The 19,856-nt window shown below is 70.0% G+C and carries 20 protein-coding genes; 11 read left to right on the top strand and 9 right to left on the bottom strand.

Going from position 1 to position 19,856, the window contains the following annotated elements:
* Positions 1–45 precede the first annotated feature (45 nt).
* Positions 46–351, top strand: coding sequence for a type II toxin-antitoxin system PemK/MazF family toxin (locus HLA95_RS09215; RefSeq protein WP_223861694.1), 306 nt, complete (start codon positions 46–48; stop codon positions 349–351).
* Positions 352–572: 221 nt separating this feature from the next.
* Here the strand turns inward: HLA95_RS09215 and HLA95_RS09210 are convergent, their stop codons facing one another.
* The 6 genes from HLA95_RS09210 to ureE are packed head-to-tail and all read right to left on the bottom strand — an operon-like array spanning position 573 to position 5,637.
* Positions 573–1,439, bottom strand: coding sequence for an urease accessory protein UreD (locus HLA95_RS09210; protein WP_222183069.1), 867 nt, complete (start codon positions 1,437–1,439; stop codon positions 573–575).
* Entirely contained in the window at positions 1,436–2,053 is a 618-nt protein-coding gene (ureG, locus tag HLA95_RS09205; protein ID WP_191058958.1) for an urease accessory protein UreG, read from the bottom strand. The genes HLA95_RS09210 and ureG overlap by 4 nt, the downstream gene beginning before the upstream one ends.
* A 13-nt stretch (positions 2,054–2,066) precedes the next feature.
* Positions 2,067–3,773, bottom strand: a complete 1,707-nt coding sequence (gene ureC / locus HLA95_RS09200) for an urease subunit alpha (RefSeq protein ID WP_191058957.1) — start codon at positions 3,771–3,773, stop codon at positions 2,067–2,069.
* A gap of 21 nt (positions 3,774–3,794) precedes the next feature.
* Positions 3,795–4,490, bottom strand: a complete 696-nt coding sequence (gene ureB / locus HLA95_RS09195) for an urease subunit beta (RefSeq protein ID WP_191058960.1) — start codon at positions 4,488–4,490, stop codon at positions 3,795–3,797.
* 21 nt (positions 4,491–4,511) lie between these two features.
* Positions 4,512–5,189, bottom strand: coding sequence for an urease accessory protein UreF (locus HLA95_RS09190; protein ID WP_191058956.1), 678 nt, complete (start codon positions 5,187–5,189; stop codon positions 4,512–4,514).
* Positions 5,182–5,637, bottom strand: coding sequence for an urease accessory protein UreE (gene ureE, locus HLA95_RS09185; RefSeq protein ID WP_191058955.1), 456 nt, complete (start codon positions 5,635–5,637; stop codon positions 5,182–5,184). Before ureE ends, HLA95_RS09190 begins: the two co-directional genes overlap by 8 nt.
* 334 nt (positions 5,638–5,971) lie before the next feature.
* On the opposite strand from ureE, the gene HLA95_RS09180 reads away from it, so the two are divergent.
* From HLA95_RS09180 to HLA95_RS09150, 7 genes are all read left to right on the top strand, one after another.
* Positions 5,972–6,727 carry an ABC transporter ATP-binding protein gene (locus HLA95_RS09180; protein WP_191058954.1) on the top strand — a complete coding sequence of 252 codons (756 nt, stop codon included), beginning with the start codon at positions 5,972–5,974 and terminating at the stop codon, positions 6,725–6,727.
* Complete coding sequence (locus tag HLA95_RS09175; protein WP_191058953.1) at positions 6,720–7,463, top strand: ABC transporter ATP-binding protein; 744 nt, start codon at positions 6,720–6,722, stop codon at positions 7,461–7,463. The genes HLA95_RS09180 and HLA95_RS09175 overlap by 8 nt, the downstream gene beginning before the upstream one ends.
* Positions 7,464–7,525: 62 nt before the next feature.
* Positions 7,526–8,728, top strand: a complete 1,203-nt coding sequence (locus HLA95_RS09170) for an ABC transporter substrate-binding protein (RefSeq protein ID WP_191058952.1) — start codon at positions 7,526–7,528, stop codon at positions 8,726–8,728.
* Between the two features lie 74 nt (positions 8,729–8,802).
* The gene (locus HLA95_RS09165; protein WP_191058951.1) at positions 8,803–9,690 is read left to right on the top strand and encodes a branched-chain amino acid ABC transporter permease; all 888 of its coding nucleotides are present in this window, start codon (positions 8,803–8,805) and stop codon (positions 9,688–9,690) included.
* A gap of 74 nt (positions 9,691–9,764) precedes the next feature.
* Positions 9,765–10,688 carry a branched-chain amino acid ABC transporter permease gene (locus HLA95_RS09160; protein WP_223861449.1) on the top strand — a complete coding sequence of 308 codons (924 nt, stop codon included), beginning with the start codon at positions 9,765–9,767 and terminating at the stop codon, positions 10,686–10,688.
* Positions 10,689–10,923: 235 nt separating this feature from the next.
* Positions 10,924–11,388 (top strand): DUF4398 domain-containing protein, encoded by a 465-nt coding sequence (locus HLA95_RS09155; RefSeq protein ID WP_222183067.1) that lies wholly within the window; start codon positions 10,924–10,926, stop codon positions 11,386–11,388.
* Positions 11,388–12,146 (top strand): OmpA family protein, encoded by a 759-nt coding sequence (locus HLA95_RS09150; protein ID WP_222183065.1) that lies wholly within the window; start codon positions 11,388–11,390, stop codon positions 12,144–12,146. The genes HLA95_RS09155 and HLA95_RS09150 overlap by 1 nt, the downstream gene beginning before the upstream one ends.
* A 125-nt stretch (positions 12,147–12,271) precedes the next feature.
* Here the strand turns inward: HLA95_RS09150 and HLA95_RS09145 are convergent, their stop codons facing one another.
* Entirely contained in the window at positions 12,272–14,488 is a 2,217-nt protein-coding gene (locus tag HLA95_RS09145; protein WP_255591714.1) for a heavy metal translocating P-type ATPase, read from the bottom strand.
* Positions 14,489–14,552: 64 nt separating this feature from the next.
* Here HLA95_RS09145 and HLA95_RS09140 point away from each other — a divergent pair, with 64 nt between their 5' ends.
* From HLA95_RS09140 to HLA95_RS09130, 3 genes are all read left to right on the top strand, one after another.
* Positions 14,553–14,975, top strand: coding sequence for a MerR family transcriptional regulator (locus HLA95_RS09140; protein ID WP_370467479.1), 423 nt, complete (start codon positions 14,553–14,555; stop codon positions 14,973–14,975).
* Positions 14,976–15,118: 143 nt separating this feature from the next.
* Complete coding sequence (locus tag HLA95_RS09135) at positions 15,119–16,654, top strand: M20/M25/M40 family metallo-hydrolase (RefSeq protein WP_191061291.1); 1,536 nt, start codon at positions 15,119–15,121, stop codon at positions 16,652–16,654.
* Between the two features lie 73 nt (positions 16,655–16,727).
* Positions 16,728–17,789: an Ldh family oxidoreductase gene (locus tag HLA95_RS09130; RefSeq protein WP_222183061.1), complete on the top strand. Its 1,062-nt coding sequence runs from the start codon at positions 16,728–16,730 to the stop codon at positions 17,787–17,789.
* A gap of 3 nt (positions 17,790–17,792) precedes the next feature.
* Here HLA95_RS09130 and HLA95_RS09125 read toward each other — a convergent pair whose 3' ends face one another.
* Positions 17,793–18,416, bottom strand: coding sequence for a LysE family translocator (locus HLA95_RS09125; protein ID WP_222183059.1), 624 nt, complete (start codon positions 18,414–18,416; stop codon positions 17,793–17,795).
* 19 nt (positions 18,417–18,435) lie between these two features.
* Positions 18,436–19,740 carry a glycerate kinase type-2 family protein gene (locus HLA95_RS09120; protein WP_222183057.1) on the bottom strand — a complete coding sequence of 435 codons (1,305 nt, stop codon included), beginning with the start codon at positions 19,738–19,740 and terminating at the stop codon, positions 18,436–18,438.
* Between the last annotated feature and the right edge of the window lie 116 nt (positions 19,741–19,856).

The following is a 19,856-nucleotide window of genomic DNA, read 5'->3' as shown; positions in this document are numbered from 1 at the left end:
CTTCGCGGCCGGCCAGATCGTGCTGGCCGACTGGCGGGCGGCGCCTTGACCAAGGAGCCGAACAAGCGTCGTCCGGCGGTCGTGGTCGAGGACGACGCGCTGTTTGCCCCGGCCTACCCGAACGTGATCCTGGTGCCGCTGACCGAGGATGCGACCCTGGTGATCGCTGACCTCGCAGTGCCGATCGCTCCCAGCCGTGCCAACGGCTGCAGCAAGCCCTGCTGGGCGGTATCCCATCTGGTCGCGACCACGTCCAAGGCGCGGCTGACGGCGACACCGTCCCGAATCACCCCTGACCAGCTCGCCGCCATCCGCCGCCAGATCGCCCTGGCGCTCGGGATCGGCGGCTGATCATCCACGCCAGGTCGGCTGTACCACCCACGGATGGCTCCAGCCGGTGGACGCTGCGCTTCCCGGTAACGACGTCCTGCTGCTCGACAGGGGCAGTGGCGGGAGTAATCGGCCTTGTTGGTGAGCTCGCCGAACCGGTGGACGCCGCCTTCGTCATCACCCGGTCGTTGCGGCTGAACATCGTCCATGGGCACGGGAGCGGCTTCGCCACCTCGTCGAGATCACCTGGGTCCCGGCGAAGGTGGTGAACAACAGGATCCTGCCGCCGCTCCGACCGGTGTTTCGTCGTGAAGCATGCGCCGCATCAGGCGCACGAGGCCGGCCTGCGCCTGGACCAGCGCCCCTCCATCCCGGGCGAGCAGCCGGACGAACAGTCCGGCTTCCTGGCGCAGCGGGCTCGCACCGCCAAATACGTCCGGTCCCTCCAGCAGCACCTGGATCTCCCGGCACCACTCCTTGGCGAGCGCGGGCGAGGTCGGGCGGACCAGCAGCAGGCTGCCCTGGGCCAGGAAGCCGCCGGCCACGCCGGGCGTGTCAGCTGCCAGGGCCGTCCCGCTCGCCCGGGAGCGATCCAGCGCCACGAGGCGCCCGTCCGGCCGCGCCAGGCCGAGGGTAGTGACGCACCAGTCGAACCCGCGCCCGGTCCGGCCGGGGTCGTGCATCATGAAGCCGTCGCCCACCAGTAGCCGTGCGCCCGCATCGGCGGTCACCTCGATCGTCTGGGTGAGCCGGCTGTCCGGGAAGAGGATCAGGGGCGGGGGCGTGAACTCCAGCACCGAGCCCGCCTCAGCCACCAGCTCGATCCGCTGCTCGCTGGCGCCGCCGTTCGGCATCTCGTGGACCACGGTCGCGGCCGGGACCTCGACCCGCAGCTCCGCACCCTGCTGCACGGCGACGCGCTGGCCGAGCCGCTCGCCCTCGAAGATCCCGCCCGACATCGACTGGACGAAGATCCGCGCCCCCAGCGGCCGGCCGGGCAGGTCCCAGAGCGGGGCCTGCACCGAGAAGGGATGGCGCACGCGGCGGCCGGCGAGTGCTGTCCGGCCGTCCGGCCCGGCCCGGAAGGACAGATCGAGGGCTAAATTCATGCGTCCTGGAACAGCACCGCATGGCAGATGGCATCCGCCACCTGGTCCACCCCGTCGCCCTTGCGGCAGTTGGTGCAGACGATCGGGCGCCCGCCGCGCACCGCCTGCGCTTCGGTCAGCATGCGCGGGAGGTCAACGCCGACATGCTCGTGCAGGTCGACCTTGTTGATCACCAGCAGGTCGCACTGGAGGATGCCGGGGCCCCGCTTTCTCGGGATGTCGTCGCCGCCGGCCACGTCGATCACGAACAGCCAGTAGTCGACCAGGTCGAGCGAGAAGGTCGAGGCGAGATTGTCCCCGCCGCTCTCGATCAGGATCAGCTCCAAGCCCGGGTAGGCCCGGTCCAGGCTGTCGGCCGCCTCCATGTTCAGGGTCGGGTCCTCGCGGATCACGGTGTGCGGGCAGGCACCCGCCTCCACCGCCAGGACGCGGGCCGGGTCGAGCAGGTTCGCCCGGCGCAGGCGCTCGGCGTCCTCGTGGGTCACGAGGTCGTTGGTGATCACCGCCAGGTCCACACCCCGGGCCTTCAGCCGCGGGATCAGCGCTTCCAGGAGCGCGGTCTTGCCCGAGCCCACCGGCCCGCCGATCCCGACCCGTGCCGCACCCTTGCTCATCGCAACTTCCCGTTCATCGCAGCATGTAGCGCCGGTTGAGCGGCACCCTTTTTGCCGGCTCGCACATCAGCAGCCTGCCGTCCGCCCGCACCTCGAAGGTACGCGGGTCGACCTCGATCTTCGGCATGGCGTCGTTGCGGATCATGTCCTTCTTGCCGAGCCCACGCAGGTTTTTGATCGGCACGAACGGCTTTTTCACCCTGAGCTTCTTCTGCGTGTCCGCCTCGATCGCCAGCTTCGAGACGAAGGTGACGCCCAATTCCAGCGGCGAGCGGCCGAACGCGCCCCACATCGGCCGCTGCACGATCGGCTCGGAATCGGTCTGGCTGGCGTTGCCGTCGCCCATCGCCGCCCAGACGATGAAGCCGCTCTTGATCACCATCCAGGGCTTGGCCCCGAACGAGGCGCGCGGCCAGAGCACCAGGTCGGCCATCTTGCCGGGCTCGATCGAGCCGACATGCGCGTCCATGCCCGACGCGATCGCCGGGTTGATCGTGTATTTGGCGACGTAGCGCTTGATGCGCTCGTTGTCGGCGCGCTTGGTCGTCTCCTCCGGCAGCCGGCCGACCCGCTCCTTCATCACGCTGGCGAGCTGCCAGCATTTCGCGACGTTCTCCGCCAGCCGCCCCATGCCCTGGGTGTCGGTCGCGAAGATCGAGATGGCACCCATGTCGTGGAGGAAGTCCTCCGCGGCCATGCTCTGGGCACGGACCCGCGACTCCGCGAACGCCAGGTCCTCCGGCAGGCGCCAGTTCATCATGTGCGCCAGCATGGTCATCGGCAGACCCTCGTTCAGCGCATAGGCGGTGAACGGGTTGGTCGGGTTGGTCGAGGACGGCAGGACGTTCGGATGGCTGTTGACGATCAGCAGGTCCGGCGCATGGCCGCCACCGGCCCCCTCCACATGGTACATGTGGATGGTGCGCCCGCCGATCGCGCGCAGCGTGTCCTCGCAGAAGCCGTACTCGTTGATCGTGTCGGTATGGAGGTTGACCTGGAAGTCGTTGCGGTCGGCGGCCTTCAGGCTGCCGTCGATCACCGCGGGCGACGCGCCCAGGTCCTCGTGGATCTTCACGCCCAGGCAGCCGCCCGCGACCGATTCCTCGACCGCGCCGGGATCGGAGCAGCCGCGCCCCAGGAAGGCGAAGTTGAGCGGAAAGGCGTCGCAGGCCTGGATGATCTGGCCGACCACGTTCGGCCCGGCGCAGCTCGTGTCGAAATGGGGCCCGGGCGACATGCCGATCATGGTGGTGCAGCCGCCGGCCAGCGCATGCTCCCACTGCTGCGGCGACAGGAAATGGGCGTGCGCCTCGATGGCGCCGGCCGTGCAGATGAACGCGTCGCCGTGGATCACGGTGGTGTTCGGCCCGCAGCGCAGAGCCGGGTCGACCCCGTCCATGAAGTCCGGGTTGCCGGCCTTGCCCACACCCACGATCCGCCCGTCACGGATGCCGATGTCGGCCTTCACGATGCCGATCACCGCGTCGATGATCGTGGCGTTCTGGATCACCGTATCGAGCGCGCCGGAGGCGTACGTCCCGGTGGTCTGGAAGCCTTCGCCGTCGCGCATCGACTTGCCGGCCCCGGTGGTCAGCTCCTCGCCATAGACGGTGAAGTCCCGCTCGATCTCGGCGAGCAGCTCGGTATCCCCTAAGCGCACCATGTCGCCCGTGGTGGGCCCGTAGACCTCGGCGTAGTGACGCCGGCTGAGGACCGCCATCGTTCTTCTCCTTAGGTCGGGTCAGGCGCCGCGATAGTTCTGGGCACGGGCCAGCGCCAGCGCCGCCTGCCGGCTGTCCTCCGTGCGGACCGTGCCGTTGACCAGGCCCGCCTGGCCATGCACCAGGCCCGCCCCGCCGATCTCGACCAGCTCTACCGACTTCCGCAGCCCCGGCTCGAACCGCACCCCCTGGCCGGATGGCACGTCCAGCCGCATGCCGAACGCCGCCGCCCGGTCGAACTCGAGCGCCCGGTTGGTCTCGAAGAAATGGGCGTGGCTGCGCACCTGGATGTCGCGGTCGCCGGTGTTGACCACCTCGACCGTCACCTTGCGCCGCCCGGCATTGACCTCGATCTCCTCGTCCGGGGTGATGATCTCGCCGGCCACAAGATGCTCCTCGACCGGCTTCTCCCCGGGCCCCACCGGCCGGAACACGATCACCATCTTGGTGCCTTCCTCGAAGTCCGCCTCGACCGACACCAGCTCGATCATCGCGGCCACGCCCGGCATCACGTCGTCCGTGGTGAGCAGCCGGCCGGCCATGTCGACGATCGCCTCGTATGCCATGCCGGCACGGGCGGCGAGCAGCATCTCGTCGGCGATCAGCGCCACCGCCTCGGGATGCGACAGGCGGATGCCGCGGGACTTGTGCCGGCGCGCGAACTCCGCGGCGGTGAAGATCCACAGCCGCTCCATCTCGGTCGGCGTGAGGTTCATCATGGTGTCGGCCTCACCTCGTCAGTTGGCGAACAGGCGCAGTTCCTGCCCGGCATGGCGCATCATCGCGATCTCCGCCGCGGGTGTGAACGCAGCAGCCTCGTCCAGGGCGGGCAGGGGACCTGCCAGAAGCCCCGCCAGTACCGGCCGCAGTGCGGTCAGCGCCTGCTGCGCGTCCAGATGGCTGGCCAGACCCAGGCGGATCGCGGCCGTGCAGAAGGCGGCCGCTGTGGCATGGGCGGCGACCGCCAGCGCTTCTGCCAGCCCGAGCCCCACGCCTGCCAGCACCATGCCCTGGACCACCGCCTGATGGCCGTGCGCCGCACCCGCATGGACGCGCGTGCGCAGTTCGGCAGCTCCTGACGTGCCCAGGCGCTGATGCACGCCCAGGAGCGCGTTGCCGGCCCGTTTCGAGCCATCCCGGGCCGGCTCGGCGAGCGTCGCGGCATCCACCCAGTCATCCAGCTCGCACAGGCCCTGAAGGTCGCGGCAGCGCCGGTGCGCTTCCGCGATCACCACCCGGTCGAAGCAGGCCCAGCGCTGGCGGAACTGGCCCTCGATGAAGTGATGGAGGTCGCGTCGGCCGAGATGGCCGCCGCCCATGAGCCCTTCCAGGCCCCAGGAAAAGGCGAAGCCGCCGCTCGGGAACTGGCTGTCGCCGTGCTGAAGGGCCGCCAGCAGGCGGGCAGGGTCAGTCATCGACCAGGGTGACCCGGCCGGAGGCCAGATGCTCCTCGATCCGCGCCAGATAGCGCTCGCGCGGCACGTCGACCGCGACCAGCAGATGCCCGTCGGCAAAGCGCACCCGCCAGTGGAGGTTGCCGGCGAGATAGCCCAGCTCCAGCGCGAACCCCTCGGCCGGCCGCAGCTTCAGCCATTCCTGCTCCCCGACCTTCACCACGATCGCCCGGTTCCCCTCCAGCAGCAGCACCGCGCCGTCGAACAGGGCGGTATCGCGGGGCAGGGCGATCGCACATTCGGTGCCCTGGTCGGTGACGGCGCGAAACCGCCGCCGCGGCAGGTCGGCCACCGGGACCGCCACCGTTTCCAGCCGTCCGTCATGGGCCAGGTGGTGCAGCCGGTGGGCGAGGCCAGGCTCGGTCCGGTCGCCGATGATCCGCTCGATATGGCAGAGCTGGCTGGTCATGGTCTGGTCGCGCTGTACGAGGGCGCCACCGGCTTAGTCCCGATCCGCGCAGGGTTCAACGCCGGCCAGGGCGGCATTCGTCTGGGCGATGCCGCCGCCTGCCTGCGCGGTGACTTGCGCTCGCCAAGAAGATCGTCGGGTACGCCAGTAATCAGCCCGCTTCTTCCGGCGCGTTCTTCATGCCGCCGGTCGGGAATTCATCGTATGAAATATACGCCGACCGGCGGTTGATCCTGTCCGCGACGCATTCGTTTGACACACTGGGGGCGGGCGCATATTGTTTCGAGACAAAGCGTTAGAAGTCGCCAGGAAGAACTGCGGCCACGGAGGGAGGATGATCAATGACGTCATTTTGGCGGCTAAAGGTCTGACCAAGCAGTTCAAAGGTTTTGTCGCGGTAAATGATGTAGATCTTCAGATCGGGCGTGGCTCGATCCATGCGCTGATCGGGCCGAACGGGGCCGGCAAGACGACCTGCTTCAACCTGCTCACCAAGTTCCTGCAGCCGACGCGCGGCACCATCACCTATAATGGCCGGGACATCACCCGGATGCAGCCGGCGGACATCGCCCGGCTCGGCATGGTGCGCTCCTTCCAGATCTCGGCGGTGTTCCCGCATCTGACCGCGCTGGAGAATGTCCGCATCGCCCTGCAGCGCCAGCGCGGCGACAGTTTCGACTTCTGGCGCTCGGAACGGGTGCTCTCCGGCTTCGATGGGCAGGCCCTGGCCCTGCTGGACGAGGTGGGCCTGGCCGACTTCGCCGCGGACCCGGCCGGTGCGCTTCCCTATGGCCGCAAGCGCGCGCTGGAGATCGCCACCACCTTGGCGCTGGACCCGGAGATGCTGCTGCTCGACGAGCCGATGGCCGGCATGGGCCACGAGGACGTCGACCGCATCGCCGGCGTCATCCAGCGGATCGCGAAGAACCGCACGATCCTGATGGTGGAGCACAATCTGTCGGTCGTCGCCAGGCTCGCCGGCCGGATCACCGTGCTGGCGCGCGGCAAGGTACTGGCCGAGGGCGACTACGCCACCGTGTCGAAGAACCCGGACGTCATCGACGCCTATATCGGAGCCGGCCATGACTGAGGCCCAACTCATGGAGCGGGCACATTCCGCCCAGGGCAGCAGCCTGCTCACGGTCCGGGACGTCCATGGCTGGTATGGCGAGAGCCACGTGCTCCATGGCGTCAGCTTCGACGTCCATGCCGGCGAGGTCGTGACCCTGCTCGGCCGCAACGGTGCGGGCAAGACCACCACACTCAAGGCGATCATGGGCATCCTGGCCAAGCGCCGGGGCTCGATCGTGTTCGACGGGCGCGAGACGATCGGCCTGCCCGCCCGCACCATCGCGCGCGCCGGCATCGCCTTCTGCCCGGAGGAGCGCGGCATCTTCGCGAGCCTCTCGGTCGAGGAAAATCTGATGCTGCCGCCCAAGGTCCGCGATGGCGGACTCTCGGTCGAGCAGATCTTCGAACTGTTCCCGAACCTGAAGGAGCGCCTGTCCAGCCAGGGCACCAAGCTGTCCGGCGGCGAGCAGCAGATGCTGGCGATCGGCCGGATCCTGCGCACCGGTGCCAAGCTCCTGCTCCTGGACGAACCCACCGAGGGGCTGGCCCCGGTGATCGTCCAGCAGATCGGGCACACCATCGCGAAGCTCAAGCGCGCGGGCTTCACCATCGTCCTGGTGGAGCAGAACTTCCGCTTCGCCGCCTCGGTGGCGGACCGGCATTATGTCGTGGAGCAGGGCAGGGTCATCGACACGATCCGCAACGACGACCTGGAGAGCAACCTCGACAAGCTGCACGCCTATCTCGGCGTGTAGCCCGCACATTCAGCTGGACGGCGCGAACAAGAATGCGCCGCGCAAGGGAGAGCTTGGACCAGATGACGAGGATCAGGAACTTCACGCTGGCGGCAGTGGCCGCGACGCTGCTCTCCGGCACCGCGCTGGCCGAGACCAGTGTCAAGATCGGCGTGCTCAACGACCGCTCCGGCGTCTATGCCGACCTGTCCGGCGAGGGCTCGGTGGTCGCCGCACAGATGGCGGTCGAGGACTTCAACGCGGCGGAAAAGGGCATCACGGTCGAGATCGTCTCGGCCGACCACCAGAACAAGCCGGACGTCGCCTCGACCATCGCGCGGCAGTGGTACGACCAGGACGGCGTCGACGTGATCGTGGACGTGCCGACCTCCTCGGCGGCCCTGGCGGTCAACGACATCACCCGCGAGAAGAACAAGGTCTTCATCAACTCCGGTGCCGGCACCGCCGACCTGACCGGGCCGCAATGCTCGCCCAACACGGTCCACTGGACCTACGACACCTGGGCGCTGGCCCATGGCACCGGCAGCGCCATGGTCGAGGCCGGCCACAAGAAATGGTTCTTCCTGACCGCCGACTACGCCTTCGGCCAGGCGCTGGAGCGGGACACCACCGCAGTGGTGGAGGCCGCGGGCGGCGAGGTGGTCGGCACCGTCCGCCATCCCTTCCCGGGCTCGGACTTCTCGTCCTTCCTCCTGCAGGCGCAGTCCTCGGGTGCCGACGTGATCGGGCTGGCCAATGCCGGCGGCGACACGATCAACTCGATCAAGCAGGCTTCCGAGTTCGGCATCACCCAGGGCGGCCAGGCCATCGCCGGCCTGCTGGTGTTCCTGACCGACATCCACGCGCTGGGGCTGGAGACGGCGCAGGGCCTGGTGCTCACCGAGAGCTTCTACTGGGACCAGAACGACGGCACCCGCGAATGGTCCAAGCGCTTTGCGGAAAAGCATGACGGCGACATGCCGACCATGGTCCAGGCGGGCGTCTATGCCGGCGTGCTCCACTATCTCAAGGCCGTGGAAGCGACCGGCGGCAAGGACCCGACCGCGGTCATGGCCAAGATGAAGGAGATGCCGACCGAGGACGAGCTGTTCGGCCAGGGCACGATCCGGGAGGACGGCCGCAAGATCCACGACATGTACCTGTTCCGGGTGAAGACGCCGGACCAGTCGCAGGGCCCGTGGGACTATTACGAGCAGGTCGCCACCATCCCGGCCGACCAGGCGTTCCGCCCGCTGAACGAGGGCAACTGCCCGCTCGTGCAGTGATGTCGTCGGGGCAGGGCGGGCCGCAGCGCCCGTCCTGCCCTTCTTGCTTTTTCGGCTGACTGCAGGACGGGCCGATGTTCGAGCTTCTGGGAATCCCGCCGCAGGCCCTGTTCGGCCAGCTCCTGCTGGGCCTGATCAACGGCTCGTTCTATGCGCTGCTCAGCCTCGGGCTGGCGGTCATCTTCGGTCTGTTGAACATCATCAACTTCACCCACGGCGCGCAGTACATGATGGGCGCGTTCGTGGCCTGGATGCTGCTCAACTATCTCGGGATCAACTATTGGGCGGCCCTGGTCCTGGCCCCGGTGATCGTCGGGATCACCGGCGTCATCATCGAGCGCCTGCTGATCTCGCGCCTCTACCATCTCGACCATCTCTACGGCCTGCTGCTGACCTTCGGCCTGGCGCTGGTCATCCAGGGCCTGTTCCGCAACGAATACGGCATCTCCGGCCTGCCCTACCAGATCCCGCCCCAGCTCTCCGGCGGCATGAACCTGGGCTTCATGTTCCTGCCGAACTATCGCGGCTGGGTGGTGGCGGTGTCCCTGGTCGTCTGCCTCGCCACCTGGTTCGTGATCGAGAAGACCAGGCTGGGGGCCTACCTGCGCGCGGCCACCGAGAACCCGACCCTGGTCGGCGCCTTCGGCATCAACGTGCCGCGCCTGATCACCCTGACCTATGGCTTCGGCGTGGCGCTGGCCGCGTTCGCCGGCGTGCTGGCCGCCCCCATCTACTCGGTCAACCCGAACATGGGGGCCGACCTCATCATCGTCGTGTTCGCGGTCGTGGTGATCGGCGGCATGGGCTCGATCCTGGGCTCGATCATCACCGGCTTCGGCCTGGGCCTGATCGAGGGCCTGACGCGCGTGTTCTACCCGGAGGGATCGGCGGTGGTGATCTTCGTGATCATGGCGATCGTGCTGCTGGTGAAGCCGGCCGGCCTGTTCGGGAGGGCCGCATGATGGCTGCCGAAACCCGAAACGCCCGCACCGAGGTCGCTGCCCCGGCGCTTACGGCACCGGCCGGTGCCATGGGCATGCCGCGCCACCATCTCCTGATCTTCGTGGGCCTGCTGGCGCTCGGCCTGATCGGCCCCTTCGTCCTCTACCCCGTCTTCCTGATGAAGGTGATGTGCTTTGCGCTGTTCGCCTGCGCCTTCAACCTGCTGCTGGGCTATGGCGGGCTCCTGAGCTTCGGCCATGCCGCCTATTTCGGCTCGGCCAGCTATGTCAGCGCCTATGCGGCCAAGGCCTGGGGCCTCACCCCTGAGCTCGCCATCCTGCTCGGCACGGCGACCGCCGCCGTGCTGGGGCTCGTGTTCGGGGCGCTCGCCATCCGCCGGCAGGGCATCTACTTCGCGATGGTCACCTTGGCCTTTGCCCAGATGGTATATTTCTTCTCGGTGCAGGCGCCGTTCACCGGCGGCGAGGACGGCATCCAGTCCGTCCCGCGCGGCCATCTGTTCGGCCTGATCGACCTCGGCCCCGACCGCAGCCTCTATTTCCTGGTGCTGGCGATCACCTTCTTCGGCCTGCTGCTGATCTACCGGATCATCCATTCCCCGTTCGGCCAGGTGCTGAAGGCGATCCGCGACAACGAGCCCCGCTCGGTCTCGCTGGGCTACCGCACCAACCAGTACAAGCTGGCGGTCTTCGTGCTCTCCGCCACGCTGGCGGGCCTGGCCGGCGCCACCAAGGCCCTGGTCTTCCAGCTGGCCTCGCTCACCGACGTCTACTGGACCATGTCCGGCGAGGTCGTGCTGATGACGCTCCTGGGCGGCATGGGCACGGTGTTCGGCCCGATCGTGGGTGCCGCCGTGGTCGTCGGCATGCAGAACTACCTCGCCACCTTGGGCGCCTGGGTGACCATCATCCAGGGCGTCATCTTCGTGGTCAGCGTGCTCCTGTTCCGCGAGGGGATCATCGGCGTGCTGGGCAGGTGGCTGAAGAAGCCGCTCTGAGCGGGCAGGTGCCGGCAGCCATGCCGGACCGCCTGCCGGGCGCGTGATCCAGGGGGAGCGGGCGCAGCCGAACTCACGGTCTGCGTCCGGCTGGTCATCATCCGCGCGGAACCTCGGCTGTTCCGGACGCTTCCAACGTCAACGGATGAGGATGGTCAGCGCCTCGACAGCACCTGGCAGCGAAAACCAGGTCTGGCGTGCCATGTCCTCGCCTCCCTCAGTACGGAGAACAGTCATGCCGACCCTGTCGCGCAAGACGGCGCCGATGGGCATTGCGGCCGGCGCACTGCTGCTGCTTGGCGCCTGTGCCGGCACGCCGCCCCCGGACGACGCCATGGCCACTGCCAAGCTGGCTGTGGAGCGCGCCGAGGCGAGCGAGGCGCCCCAGGAAGCCCCGCTGGAACTGCAGCAGGCGCGCGACAAGCTCAACCAGGCGGAACAGGCCATCGCCGAGGAGGAGTATGAGAAGGCCCGCCGCCTGGCCCAGGAGGCCGCTGCCGATGCCGGCCTGGCCGAGGCGCAGGCCGAGCGGGCGGTGGCCGAGCGCAACCGGCAGCAGGTGGACAGCGCCATCGACGCGCTGGCCCCGGGCGGATCGGCGGTGACCACATCGGCCCCGTCGAACGGCACGCCGCCGGCCGCCACCACGCCGGCCGCCGCAACGCCCCTGGCACCTGCCGCCTCCGGAGGGATCCAGTGATGCGCCCGATGATGCGCAAGCTCATGACCGCGACCCTGCTGGCCGGATGCAGCCTGGCGCTGGCCGCCTGCAGCACGCCCACCAGCCCGGCGGTGGAGCAGGCACGCGCCGCGGTGGCCGGCGCGCGGGCCAATCCGGAGGTGGTGAGCCGCGCCCAGCCCGAGCTCAATGCCGCCCAGGAAGCGCTGGCCCAGAGCGAGCGGGCGCTGACCGAGGAGGATGACCTCGAGCAGGCCGAGACCCTGGCCTATGTCGCCCAGCGCCGGGCGCAAACCGCCGAGCAGTTGGCCGTGGCCCGGGCCGAGACCGAGGCGGTCGAAGGGGCGGGCGAGGCGCGCGAGCGCGCCATCCGGCAGACGCTGGAGCAGCGCCTGGCCGAGCTGCAGGCCGAGCGGACCGATCGTGGCCTGGTGGTGGGCCTGGCGGGCGACGTGCTGTTCCCGGTCGACGAGTCGACGCTCAGCCCGGGCGGCCTGCGCGAGGTGGACCGGGTCGCCTCGGCCCTGCGCGACTTCCCGCAGGCGACCGCAATCATCGAGGGCCACACCGACAGCACCGCCTCGGATGCCTACAACCTTTCGCTCTCGGAGCGGCGGGCCGACGCGGTGCGCGCGGAACTGGTGGCCGCGGGCATCGACCCGGCCCGGCTGGTCGCCCGCGGCCTGGGCGAGGCCTATCCCAAGGCGCCCAACGACACGGCCGCCGGCCGGCAGCAGAACCGCCGGGTGGAAGTGGTCATCCAGGAAGGCGGCGCCTGACCGCAGGTGCGCCAGAGGTCAGGCACGACGTCCTGACCTGCCGCGCCTTCCTCTTCGTCATGGCCGGGTCCGCCCGGCCATGACGGGAACGGAACGGCTCGCCAGCCTGCTGGTCCAGACGGCCCCTACCGTGCCGGCCGCCAGCACAGGAGGCGCATGGCGTTCGCGGTCACCAGCACGGTGGCGCCGGTATCCGCCAGGATCGCCGGCCACAGTCCGGTGATGCCCAGCACGGTGGTCAGGAGGAACAGGGCCTTCAGGCCCAGGGCGATCGTGATGTTCTGGGCGATGTTGGCCATGGCCGTGCGTGCCAGCCGGATCATCGCCACCACATCGCCGACCCGACCATGGAGGACCGCCGCATCCGCGGTCTCCAGCGCCACGTCGGTGCCGCTGCCCATGGCGATCCCGACATCGGCCGCGGCCAGTGCCGGCGCATCGTTGATGCCGTCGCCGACCTTGGCGACCTTGTGGCCGCCGGCCTGCAATTCGCCCACGATCCGCTGCTTGTCGGCCGGCAGGAGGCCGGCTTTGGCCTCGATGCCGAGATCCCGGCCGATGGCGGCTGCGGCGCGCGGATGATCGCCGGTCAGCATGATCGTGCCGATTCCGGCAGCGTCCAGGGCCGCCAGCGCCGCTCTGGCATCCGGACGCGGCTCGTCGCGCAGCCCGATCAGCCCGGCCACGCCGCCATCCGCCACCAGCACCGACACGCTGTTGCCGGCCATCTGCATGGCCTCGATCCGCGCTGCCACCACCGGGGCGAGCGGCGCCACCGCCCCCGCGACCTCGGCACTGCCCAAGAACAGCCTCGTGCCCGCCACCTCGCCCAGCACCCCCTTGCCGGCCAGCGCCCGGGCTTCCGTCACCGCCGGGAGTGTCATCCCTTCGGCACGCGCCAGGATCGCCCGGGCGAGCGGATGGCTGGACTGGCTTTCCAGGGCCGCCGCCAGCCGCAGCACCTCCGCCTCCGGGCGGTCGATCCCGACGATCGCGGTGACGGTCGGGCGGCCCTCGGTCAGGGTCCCGGTCTTGTCGAACGCTACCATGTCGATGCTGCGCAGCTGCTCCAGGACGCTGCCGCCCTTCATCAGGAGGCCCTGCCTGGCACCGGCCGACAGGGCGGCCGCGATGGCGGCCGGCGTGGAGATGACCAGGGCGCAGGGGCAGCCGATCAGCAGGATCGCCATGCCCTTGTAGATCCACTCGTACCAGTCCTGGCCGCCCAGCAGCGGGGGCAGGATGGCGACCAGGGCCGCCACCGCGACCACGCCCGGCGTGTACCAGCGCGAGAAGCGGTTGATCAGCCGCTCGGTCGGCGCCTTGCGCTCCTGGGCCTCCTCCACGAGCTTCACGATCCGGGCGATCGTATTGTCCGCCGTCGGGCGCTGGACCAGGACCTCGAGCACCCCGTCCGTGCTGATCGTCCCGGCGAACACAGGGGCACCCGGCCCCTTGGCGACCGGCAGGCTCTCACCGGTGACCGGCGCCTCGTCGATCCCGCCGCTGCCGGCCTGGATCACCCCGTCCGCCGCGATCCGGTCGCCCGGCCGGACCCGGATCACCATGCCCGGCCGGAGCAGCTCGGCCGCGATCTCCTCGGTGCCGCCGTCCGGGCGCAGCCGCAGCGCCGTCTTCGGCACGAGCCGGGCGAGACTCTGGATGCTGGCGCGGGCCCGGCCCGCCGCCACCCCTTCCAGCATCTCCCCCACCATGAACAGGAACACCACCGCCGCCGCCTCCTCGGCAGCCCCGATCGCCACCGCACCCACCGCCGCGATGGTCATGAGCATCTCGATCGAGAACGGCGTGCCGCTGACCGCCGCCGCGAAGGCCCGCCGGGCGATCGGCACGAGCCCCACCAGCATGGCCGGGATGAAGATCCAGCCCTCGGTGGCCGGCACCAGCCGCTCCAGCAGGAACGCCACCACGAAGGCCAGCCCGCTCGCCGCCGTCAGGATCGCCCGGGGCTGCCGCCACCACGGCCCGTCGCCCTCGTCATGCACATGGAGATGGCCGTGCGGCTCGTCCTCGACTGCGTGCTCGTGGTGGTTCCCGTGATGATCATGCCCGCAGCAGGCACCGTGCGCGGCATCGGCGGCGGGCATGCTGCTCCCGGCAAGCGGAGACGCCCGGTAGCCCAGCCGCTCGACCTGGCGCTGGATCGCCGGGCGGAGCTGCAGGCCTTCCGCATGGCCGACCGTCATGGTGCCGGCCGCCACCGAGACCACCACATCCGTCACGCCCTCGATCCGGCGCACCGCATTGTCCAGCTTCTGCGCGCAGGAGGCGCAGTCCATCCCCTGGACGCGGAAGCGGGTCTGCACGGCGGCGGCGGTCATGGCGGTTCCTTGTGACATGCTGCGGGGCAACCTACTTTCTCTAGCGACTAGAGGAGCAAGCCCTTTGCTTGAGCTATCGATCGGCGAGGTGTCCCGGCGCACCAAGGTGAAGGTGCCGACCATCCGCTTCTACGAGCAGATCGGCCTCCTGCCGGCCCCGCCGCGCACCGAAGGCAACCGCCGCCGCTACGACGAGGCCGACGTGCGCCGCCTGGCCTTCATCCGCCACGCCCGCGAGCTCGGCTTCGAGGTCGACGACATCCGCGAGCTCCTGAGCCTGACCGCCCAGCCCAACCGCTCCTGCCACGAGGCCGACAGCATCGCCTCCCGCCACCTGCAGGAAGTCGAGCGCCGCATCGCCCGGCTGGATGCGCTGCGCGTGGAGCTCCAGCGCATGGTCGACGAGTGCGGCCATGGCCGGGTATGCGACTGCCGGGTGATCCAGGTCCTGGCCGACCATGGCCAGTGCGCCCATCACCGGCATTGAACTTCGCTCTGCTCGGGGAGCGACAATAAACCCGTAGTCGGTTCTCCAGTATCGGGATGCCTGTAGTCAGCTAGTCTGTTAGCGATCCTCGCAGCGGGAGGTGCGTGCGACGAGCAACGTCACCCGCCCGCCGGGAGGACGTCATGAGATCGAAGTGGAAATCCGCGCTCGCCGGCGGCGGCCTCGGCATGGTGGCGGCCCTGGCGCCGGCACCCGACGCGGCCGCATCCCATCAGGTCCCGGGCTTCGAGGCCGACGCCAGCAGGCTGGTCGGCGCCATCACCACCAAGGGTGTGGTGGCCCACATGAACGAGCTGCAGTGGATCGCCGACTACCGGAACGGCAACCGGGCCGCCTCCACCAGCGGCTACGCAGCCTCGGTCAGTTATGTCCGGCGCAAGCTGGAGGCGGCCGGCTACCGCACCTCCACCCGCAGCTTCGACTATCCCTACTTCAAGGAGATCGGCACGCCCGTCCTGCGGGCCGGCGGCACCGGCTACACCGCCGAGACCGACTTCCTCACCATGGAGCTGTCCGGCTCGGGCAGCGCGTCCGGCCGGCTGGTGGCCATCGACGTCCAGATCCCGCCGCCTGCCACCGGCTCCTCGACCAGCGGCTGCGAGGCCAGCGACTTCCCGCCCGCGGGTGCCACGCCGGCCATCGCCGTGGTCCAGCGTGGTACCTGCGACTTCGCCGTCAAGGTGGCGAACGCCGCTGCCGCCGGCTACCGGGGCGTGGTGATCTTCAACGAGGGCCAGGAGGACCGCACCGACCTGTTCGGCGGCACGCTCGGCAGCCCCGGAGCCCTGCCGGCGGTCTCCACCAGCTATGCGATCGGCCAGCAGCTCGTCGATCTCGCCGAGGCGGGCGGAACCGGCCAACTGGAAGTCCGGGCACGTTCCGAGACCCGCCAGACCTACAACATCGTGGCCGAGACCGCGGGCGGCCGCGCCGACCGGGTGGTGATGGTCGGCGCGCACCTGGATTCGGTGCCAGAGGGTCCCGGCATCAACGACAACGGCAGCGGCAGCGCTGCGATCCTGGAACTCGCCCTGCAGATGGCGAAGCTGAAGGTCCAGCCTAAGAACAAGGTCCGCTTCGGCTGGTGGGGTGCCGAGGAGTACGGGCTGCACGGCTCCAACGCCTATGTCGCCGGCCTGCCCGACGAGCAGGCGGCCTCGATCCTGGCCTATCTGAACTTCGACATGATCGCGTCGCACAACTACGCTTGGCTGATCCAGCAGGGCAATCCGGACAGCGCCGCGGACAAGGTGGTCGAGCAGGTGTTCACCAAGTATTTCCAGCGCGCCCGGCTGCCCTACCAGTATTCGCCGGCCGACGGCCGCTCCGACTATGCCGCCTTCTCGGCCATCGGGATTCCCGTGGGCGGGCTGTTCAGCGGTGCCGATGCAATCAAGACCGAGAAGCAGGCCCGGCTGTTCGGCGGTGTCGCCGGCCAGCCGCTCGATCCCTGCTACCACAAGGCTTGCGACACCAACCGCTACATCAGCCGCCGCTCCACCCTGGTGCTGAGCCGGGCGATCGCGGACACGGTCTACAAGTTCGCCATGACCGAGCGCGACATCCGCCAGGAGAACATCCAGGCGGCGCAGGCGCGCGTGATGTCGGCCCAGGCCGGGGAGGAAGCCCGCTACCAGGGCCCGCACCTGGTCCGCTGACGCGGCATGGGGCTGGATCACCGCGGGCACAGTGCCTAGGTTCCGGCCCCAGCTTCAGCGGGAGGATAGCGGGGTGACGGGCGATCGGTACGAGGTCGGGGCGCTGGTGGCGTTCGCGACCGCCCTGTTCGAGAAGGTCGGGCTGGATGGGGACAAGGCCGCGGTCACCGCGCGCCTCCTGGTCGACGCCGACCTGATGGGCCATACCACCCATGGCCTGAACCTGGCCGGGCCCTATCTCGCCGAGGCCCAGAAGGGTTCGATGACCACGAGCGGCCAGCCGGAGGAGGTGGCGCGCAAGCCGGCCGCCCTGACCCTGGACGGCCGCCGCCTGCCGGGCGTGTGGCTGACCGCGCACGCCGTGGACGAGGCGATCGCCATGGCCAAGGCCACCGGCATCGGTGCCGTCTCGATCCGCCGCGCCCACCACATCGCCTGCCTCGCCACCTTTTTGCCCAAGGCCACCGAGCAGGGCCTCTACATCCAGATCGCCTGCTCCGACCCGAACGTCGCCTCGGTGGCGCCCTTCGGCGGCACGCGCGCGGTGTTCACCCCCGACCCCTACGCCATCGGGATTCCCACCTCGGGCGATCCGATCCTGATCGACACCTCCGCCTCGATCACCACCAACGGCATGTCCAACCGGCTCCTCGCCGAGGGCAGGACCTTCGACCATCCCTGGCTGCTCACCGCCGACGGCCAGCCCAGCAACGACCCCAAGGTCTTCAACACCGACCCGCCCGGCACGATCCTGCCGACCGGCGGGCTGGACCATGGCCACAAGGGCTATGGCCTGGCGCTGAACATCGAGGCGCTGAGCCAGGGCCTGTCGGGCTTCGGCCGGGCCGACCCGGGCGAGGGCTGGGGCGCCTCGGTCTGGGTCCAGGTGGTGGACCCGGACGCCTTCGCCGGCCTGCCGGCCTTCCGCCGCCAGGTCGACCACATCGTCCAGGCCTGCCAGGCCTGCCCGCCGCGCCCGGGCGTGGCAGCCGTCCGCCTGCCCGGCCAGGCCGCCATGGCCAAGAAGCGCCAGGCCGAGGCCGAGGGTGCCGTGCTGCACCCCTCGATCATGCCGGCCCTGCTGCCCTGGGCCGACCGGCTGGGCGTGCCGGTGCCGGAGCCGATCGCCCGCTGACCGTCAGCCCGCCCGTCGCCACGCTACCGTGGCGACGCCGGCCCCGATCAGCACCGAGCCCCCGGCCCGGTTGATCCAGCGCTGCACCGCGGGCCGCCGGATCGTCCCTTTGAGGGACGAGGCGGCCAGCGCATAGGCCAGGGCGTTGGCGGCGGCGAGCAGGACGAAGGTCAGGACCAGGATCGCCGCCTGGGGCAAATAGGGCCGGGCCGGGTCGACGAATTGCGGGACGAAGGCCACGAAGAACACGATGCTCTTGGGGTTCAGCGCCGTCACCAGCCACGCATGGCCCAGCATCACCCGGGCTGCCACCGGCCTTGCCGCCCCCGGCTCCGCCCGGTCCACCGGTGCCCGCCACAGTTTGATCCCGAGATAGACCAGGTAGGCGGCGCCCAGCCATTTCAGCAGGGTGAACAGGCCCGCCGAGGCCGCCAGCACCGCACCCAGGCCCAGCAGCGACAGGCTCATCGCGGTGAGGTCGCCCAGCGCCACCCCGGCCACGATCGCGAGCGCTGCCCGGTGACCCTGGCTCAACGCATAGGACATCACCAGCGAGATGGTCGGCCCCGGGATGATCAGCAGCGTGATCGCCGCGGCCGCAAACGCCAGCCAGACCGAAGCATCCATCGAAGCCTTCCTCCGGAACTCAGAGCACCAGGATCGCCCGCACGTCGTTGACGTTGGTGAGCGTCGGCCCGGTCACCACCTGGTCGCCCAATGCCACGAAGAAGCGATGGGCGTCGTTCTCGTCCAGCATCCGGTGCGCATCCAGGCCTGCGGCACGCGCGCGCGCCAGCGTGTCGGGGGTGACGATCGCACCCGCCACCTCCTCGGCGCCGTCGATCCCGTCCGTGTCGCCGGCGATCGCCCAGACGTCCCGCTCGCCGCCCAGCGCCACCGCCAGGCCCAAGAGGAACTCGACATTGCGCCCGCCACGGCCCTGGCCGCGCACGGTCACCGTGGTCTCGCCGCCGGACAGGAGCACGCAGGGGGCAGGGCAGGGCTCGCCGTGGCGGCGCACCGAGCGGGCGATCCCGGCCATCACCCGGCCGACCTCGCGCGACTCCCCTTCCAGCGCATCGCCCAGCAGCAGGGGCCGGATGCCCTGGCTGCGCGCGAAGCTGGCCGCCTGCTCCAGGGAGCGCTGCGGGGCCGCGATCAGGCGGTTCTCCACCCGCTGGAAGATCGGGTCACCAGGCTTGGGCGTTTCCTCCGCCCCTGCCTCCAGATGGCGGCGCACCGCATCGGGCAGGTCCAGCCGGTAGCGGCGCACCAGCGCCAGCGCGCCGGCGAAGCTGGTGGGATCGGGCACGGTGGGCCCCGATGCGATCACCGCCGGATCGTCGCCCGGCACGTCGGAGATCAGCAAGGCCACCACCCTCGCCGGTGCCGCCGCCTTCGCCAGCCGACCGCCCTTGAAGCCCGAGAGATGCTTGCGGACGCAGTTCATCTCGTCGATCGAGGCGCCCGAATGGAGCAGCGCGCGGTTCACCGCGATCTTGTCGGCGAGCGTCAGCCCGGGTGCCGGCAGGGCGCACAAGGCGGAGCCGCCGCCCGACACCAGGCACAGCACCAGGTCGTCCGGCCCCAGCCCCTCCACCGCCGCCAGCAGACGCTTCGCACCCGCCTCGGAACGCTCGTCCGGCACCGGGTGGGAAGCGGACAGGACCTCGATCCGCTCGGTCGGCGCCTCGTGCCCGTCGCGCGTGACCACCACGCCTTCGAGCGGGCCCGGCCAGTGCCGCTCCACCGCCTGGGCCATCACGGCGGCGGCCTTGCCCAGGCCCACCACCACGGTGCGCCCCTTAGGCGGCTCCGGCAGAAAGGGCGGCACGGCAAACAGCGGGTCGGCCGCGCGCACCGCCTGCTCGAACAGGCCGCGCAGGAAGCTCCTGGGCTCCAGCTCCGTCACGACGCCACCTTCCGGCACTCCACCCGATGCCTCCCGCATGGTCCCGGCCGTCCTGGCCGGCGGGGAGATTGGCCCCGGCCCGGCCGGGAGGCAATGTCGATCGCCCCTTTTGGGTGTTGCGGGCTTCCGGCTAAGAAGGCAGCGCTTCGACGCCA

It is taken from the genome of Geminicoccus harenae (assembly GCF_019800005.1).
Taxonomy (GTDB): domain Bacteria; phylum Pseudomonadota; class Alphaproteobacteria; order Geminicoccales; family Geminicoccaceae; genus Geminicoccus; species Geminicoccus harenae.
This window is presented reverse-complemented; position numbering and strand designations above follow the sequence as displayed.

Excerpts from the sequence above, each read along its gene's own strand:
- HLA95_RS09210 (WP_222183069.1), bottom strand. The coding sequence starts at position 1,439 with ATGAATTTAGCCCTCGATCTGTCCTTCCGGGCCGGGCCGGACGGCCGG.
- ureG (WP_191058958.1), bottom strand. The coding sequence starts at position 2,053 with ATGAGCAAGGGTGCGGCACGGGTCGGGATCGGCGGGCCGGTGGGCTCG.
- ureC (WP_191058957.1), bottom strand. The coding sequence starts at position 3,773 with ATGGCGGTCCTCAGCCGGCGTCACTACGCCGAGGTCTACGGGCCCACC.
- ureB (WP_191058960.1), bottom strand. The coding sequence starts at position 4,490 with ATGAACCTCACGCCGACCGAGATGGAGCGGCTGTGGATCTTCACCGCC.
- HLA95_RS09190 (WP_191058956.1), bottom strand. The coding sequence starts at position 5,189 with ATGACTGACCCTGCCCGCCTGCTGGCGGCCCTTCAGCACGGCGACAGC.
- ureE (WP_191058955.1), bottom strand. The coding sequence starts at position 5,637 with ATGACCAGCCAGCTCTGCCATATCGAGCGGATCATCGGCGACCGGACC.
- HLA95_RS09180 (WP_191058954.1), top strand. The coding sequence starts at position 5,972 with ATGATCAATGACGTCATTTTGGCGGCTAAAGGTCTGACCAAGCAGTTC.
- HLA95_RS09175 (WP_191058953.1), top strand. The coding sequence starts at position 6,720 with ATGACTGAGGCCCAACTCATGGAGCGGGCACATTCCGCCCAGGGCAGC.
- HLA95_RS09170 (WP_191058952.1), top strand. The coding sequence starts at position 7,526 with ATGACGAGGATCAGGAACTTCACGCTGGCGGCAGTGGCCGCGACGCTG.
- HLA95_RS09165 (WP_191058951.1), top strand. The coding sequence starts at position 8,803 with ATGTTCGAGCTTCTGGGAATCCCGCCGCAGGCCCTGTTCGGCCAGCTC.
- HLA95_RS09160 (WP_223861449.1), top strand. The coding sequence starts at position 9,765 with ATGCCGCGCCACCATCTCCTGATCTTCGTGGGCCTGCTGGCGCTCGGC.
- HLA95_RS09155 (WP_222183067.1), top strand. The coding sequence starts at position 10,924 with ATGCCGACCCTGTCGCGCAAGACGGCGCCGATGGGCATTGCGGCCGGC.
- HLA95_RS09150 (WP_222183065.1), top strand. The coding sequence starts at position 11,388 with ATGCGCCCGATGATGCGCAAGCTCATGACCGCGACCCTGCTGGCCGGA.
- HLA95_RS09145 (WP_255591714.1), bottom strand. The coding sequence starts at position 14,488 with ATGACCGCCGCCGCCGTGCAGACCCGCTTCCGCGTCCAGGGGATGGAC.
- HLA95_RS09135 (WP_191061291.1), top strand. The coding sequence starts at position 15,119 with ATGAGATCGAAGTGGAAATCCGCGCTCGCCGGCGGCGGCCTCGGCATG.
- HLA95_RS09125 (WP_222183059.1), bottom strand. The coding sequence starts at position 18,416 with ATGGATGCTTCGGTCTGGCTGGCGTTTGCGGCCGCGGCGATCACGCTG.
- HLA95_RS09120 (WP_222183057.1), bottom strand. The coding sequence starts at position 19,740 with ATGCGGGAGGCATCGGGTGGAGTGCCGGAAGGTGGCGTCGTGACGGAG.